The sequence below is a fragment of the Mycobacterium sp. genome, from assembly GCF_049281135.1.
Lineage (GTDB): Bacteria > Actinomycetota > Actinomycetes > Mycobacteriales > Mycobacteriaceae > Mycobacterium.
This window is the reverse complement of record NZ_JBAPRN010000468.1, coordinates 1-4,361: the sequence shown is the minus strand read 5'-3', so window position 1 is coordinate 4,361 and position 4,361 is coordinate 1. Positions and strand designations below refer to the sequence as shown.

The window sequence follows — 4,361 nt, the reverse complement described above, 5'->3', positions numbered from 1 at the left end:
AGACCGACACGGGCAGATACGGCAGCCACATCGACAGTCGCGAGAGCGGGTGAGATGTGCGGGTGGTGTCGAGATCGGGCCCCGGTCTCGATGCGATTGCCGAGAGCGCGAGAAAGTACATCCCGCTGATCCACCCGAGAATCACGCCATCGTGAGGAATGTAGTCAGTCCGGTTCTCACGGAGGTGTAACACCCCGGCGATACCCACGGCCGCAAAGCCCGTTGTCAGCAGCGCCGGCGAGAGCCTCCGGCCACGTTCGGCTGTTCGCACCACAACTAACGCGATGACGACGAGCCCGAGATAGATAGCCGTGATGACGGCCAGGACGATGCGCGGGACACTTACCCGGTCCGCTGCGGCAAAGGTCATGCTGCCTAACACCAAAAACAACGACGTGGCGACGAGAATGCCGTCGAGAAGCAGACCCAGGCCGAACCGGTAGTCATCGCGATTGGGAACGAGAAGCGTTGCGCCCAAGGCGAATAACGGCAGCACGACATAGCCCAACTCAGCTGCGGCGGAAGCCGAAATCAACACCGCGCCTCGCATTGCGACGTACCACCACAGCGCGTTACCGAGCGCCCAGCCGCCCAGCCCGGCAGCCAGGGTAATCCACGCAAATCGCTGGCCTCGCCGGGCGGCTCGAGCGGCATTGACCGCGCAGCCAGTCGCGAAGGCACTCATGATCACGGCGCCTAACGGTCCGACTCCCGGATAGCCCCTGCCGCTGAACAACATCACCGCAAGGACGAGCAAGCCCGCGGTCGCCAACACCACCAGCGCGGTACGGCGTGGCGTCATTGCGGACATCTCTCAACCTGTCAAAGGTCGTGACCAAATTCCGGGCAAGCGACGTTCGCTTGCCGATACCTTAAAATATGCTGAGTATGGCCGCAGTAATTCGGAATGTGCTGCTGAAATTCCGGAACTTTGGAGCGCATTCCCAAATATTTTGCGGTGGTTGATCTCCTGACTCACTCGAGGATCTCGGAAACTTCCATCCACCGATTCTCCAGCTCGGTAACGCCGCCTTCGAGGCCACGTAGTTGCTCAGTGAGCCGGGTGATGCCCAGGTGGTCGGATTGATCATGGTCTGCCAGTTCACGGTGCTTGGCCGCGATCTGCTCGGCCAGCCGTGCCAGCCTACGATCGATGGCACCGAGCTCCTTTTCGGCTGCGCGCAGTTCGGCCCCGGAGATCTGCGGCGATTCTGAGGATCTGGCGGCCGCCGGGGCGGCACGCTCTACCGTCATCGTGGATGCCAGTCGCAGGTATTCGTCGATGCCACCGGGCAGATGTCGTAACCGGCCGTCCAGAATTGCGTACTGCTGATCGGTGACGCGCTCCAAGAGGTAGCGGTCGTGGGAGACCACGATCAGCGTTCCCGGCCACGAGTCGAGAAGGTCTTCGGTGGCGGCCAGCATGTCGGTGTCCACGTCATTGGTGGGCTCGTCGAGCAGCAGCACGTTCGGTTCAGCCAACAGCGTCAACATCAGTTGCAGTCGGCGACGTTGCCCACCCGACAGCTCACTGACCCGCGCCGAAAGCTGGCCGCCGGCGAACCCGAGGCGCTCCAGCAATTGGGCGGGTGTGACGTCGCGGCCGTCGACTTCGTAGCCGCTGCGCAACCGACCGAGCACATCAGCGACTCGTTCAGCGGCCAGCGGAACCAGCTCGTCACCCCGTTGGTCGAGCATCCCCAGCTGAACCGTCTTGCCGCGCTTGACTTTTCCGCTCTCCGGCTGGACGGCGCCGGTGATCAGCCCCAACAACGTCGACTTGCCGGCTCCGTTGGCGCCGACGATGCCGGTGCGTTCGCCTGGTCCGATCCGCCATTCGACATCGCGCAGCACGCGCCGGCCTTCGAACGAGACGGAGACATCGATCAAATCGACGACGTCCTTGCCGAGCCGCGCGGTGGCGAGTTTGGCGAGCTCGATGGTATTGCGAAGCGGTGGCACGTCTTCGATCAACTGGTTGGCCGCGTCGATACGGAATTTCGGTTTCGACGTACGGGCCGGGGGACCGCGGCGCAGCCAGGCCAGCTCTTTGCGCATCAGGTTCTGCCGTTTGGCCTCGTTGGCGGCGGCCATTCGATCACGCTCGACTCGCTGCAGCACGTAGGCGGCGTAGCCACCCTCGAACGGCTCCACGATTCCGTCGTGCACCTCCCACGTCGCGGTCGCCACCTCGTCGAGGAACCAGCGGTCGTGGGTTACCAGCAGCAGCCCGCCGGTGTTGCGGGCCCAACGCTGGCGCAGGTGGGTAGCCAGCCAGGTGATGCCCTCGATATCGAGATGGTTGGTCGGCTCGTCGAGGGCGATGACGTCCCATTCGCCGACCAGCAGGGCCGCCAGCTGGACTCGCCGCCGCTGACCACCGCTGAGCGTGCCGATCACGGTGTTCCACCCGATGTCGGACACCAGCCCGCTGACCACGTCGCGGATCCGCGGATCACCGGCCCACTCGTGATCGGCCCGGTCGCCGACCAGCGTCCACCCCACCGTGCTCTCCGAATCCAGGACGTCGGCCTGGCTCAGCGCCCCGACGCGCAGTCCGCTGCGCTGCGTGACCCGTCCGGAATCCGGGCGCACCTGACCCGTGAGCAAATCCAGCAAACTGGATTTGCCATCGCCGTTGCGGCCCACGATTCCGATGCGATCGCCGTCGCTGATGCCGACGGTGACCGATTCGAACACAACCTGAGTCGAATATTCGAGGTGCACGGCCTCGGCGCCCAACAGGTGTGCCACCGGCCCGACCCTAGACGCATAACACGGCGAGGTGGTCGGCGAGGCGGAGCGACTAGGCTGGTCGAACGGACCGGCACCGTGACCAAAGCAACGAGCTCACCCCCTGTGATGTGCCATGATGTGCACGCTGTGAGGCCCGCGGGCAGCACACGATGGTCTTCGTTCGAGGGGAGCGGCGGCATGGATCTGAGCTTTTCAGCGATCACTCGACCGGTTGAGCGCCTGATGGCGACCGCGCAGAACGGCCTGGAAGTCCTGCGACTCGGTGGCCTGGAAACCGGCAACTCTCCGTCGCCGTCACAGACCGTCGAGAGCACTCTGATGTACAAGCTCCGGCGCTATTTCCCGCCGGACAGCCGACCTGGGCATCCGCAGGCAGGCGAGCCGGTGCTGCTGGTGCATCCGATGATGATGTCGGCAAACATGTGGGACGTCACGCGCGACGAGGGCGCGGTCGGCATTCTGCACGCCGCCGGGCTGGATCCCTGGGTGATCGACTTCGGCTCACCCGATCAGATCGAAGGCGGGATGCGCCGGAATCTGGCCGACCACATCGTCGCGCTGAGCGAAGCCCTCGACGCCATGGCCGACATCACCGGGCGCGACGTACACCTGATCGGCTATTCGCAGGGTGGCATGTTCTGCTATCAGGCGGCGGCCTACCGGCGCTCGAAGAGCATCGCCAGCATCGTCACGTTCGGCTCACCCGTTGACACGCTGGCGGCGCTGCCGATGGGGCTGCCGCCGAACATTGCTCCCGGCGTTGCCACGTTCATGGCGGACCACGTCTTCAATCGGTTGGACATTCCAGGTTGGATGGCGCGCACCGGCTTTCAGATGCTCGACCCGCTCAAGACCGCCAAGGCGCGGATCGATTTCGTGCGGCAGCTGCACGACCGTGAGGCGCTGCTGCCCAGGGAAGCCCAGCGCAGATTCCTGGAGTCGGAAGGCTGGATCGCCTGGTCCGGACCCGCGATCTCCGAGCTGCTCAAGCAGTTCGTCGCGCACAACCGGATGATGACCGGCGGTTTCGCCATCAACGGCCAACTTGTCACGCTGACCGATATCACCTGTCCCATCTTGGCTTTCGTGGGCGAGGTTGACGACATCGGTCAGCCGGCCGCGGTGCGGGGTATCCGCCGCGCCGCGCCCAACGCCGAGGTCTACGAATATCTGATCCGGACCGGCCATTTCGGTTTGGTCGTCGGATCCAAAGCGGCACACGAGTCTTGGCCGACCGTCGCCGATTGGGTGCTGTGGATTTCCGGAAGCGGCGACAAGCCCACGGACATCTTCCCGATGGCCGATCAGCCGGAGGAGCCATCCGATCGCGGCGTCGCACTCAGTTCCCGGGTGCTGCACGGCCTGGGCGAGGCCTCCGAGGTGGCACTGACATTCGCGCGCGGAGCGGCCGACGCCGTCTTCGCGGCGAACAAATCCGTGCGCACCTTGGCCGTCGAGACCGTTCGCACACTGCCCCGACTGGTTCGCCTGGGCCAGATCAACGACCACACCCGGATCTCGTTGGGCCGGATCATCGGCGAGCAGGCGCACGATGCTCCCAACGGCGAGTTCCTGCTCTTCGACGGCCGCGTGCACACCTACGA

3 protein-coding genes are annotated in these 4,361 nt (G+C 64.7%); 1 reads left to right on the top strand and 2 read right to left on the bottom strand.

All coding sequences use genetic code 11. From position 1 onward, the window contains the following. Positions 1–811: hypothetical protein (locus WAN02_RS18885; protein ID WP_422265769.1), on the bottom strand; the 811-nt coding region annotated here is incomplete at its 3' end. Positions 812–975: 164 nt separating this feature from the next. Further along, positions 976–2,754 (bottom strand): ABC-F family ATP-binding cassette domain-containing protein, encoded by a 1,779-nt coding sequence (locus WAN02_RS18880; protein ID WP_422265768.1) that lies wholly within the window; start codon positions 2,752–2,754, stop codon positions 976–978. 180 nt (positions 2,755–2,934) lie between these two features. Between WAN02_RS18880 and WAN02_RS18875 the strand changes: the two genes are divergently transcribed. Beyond that, positions 2,935–4,361: alpha/beta fold hydrolase (locus WAN02_RS18875; RefSeq protein WP_422265767.1), on the top strand; the 1,427-nt coding region annotated here is incomplete at its 3' end.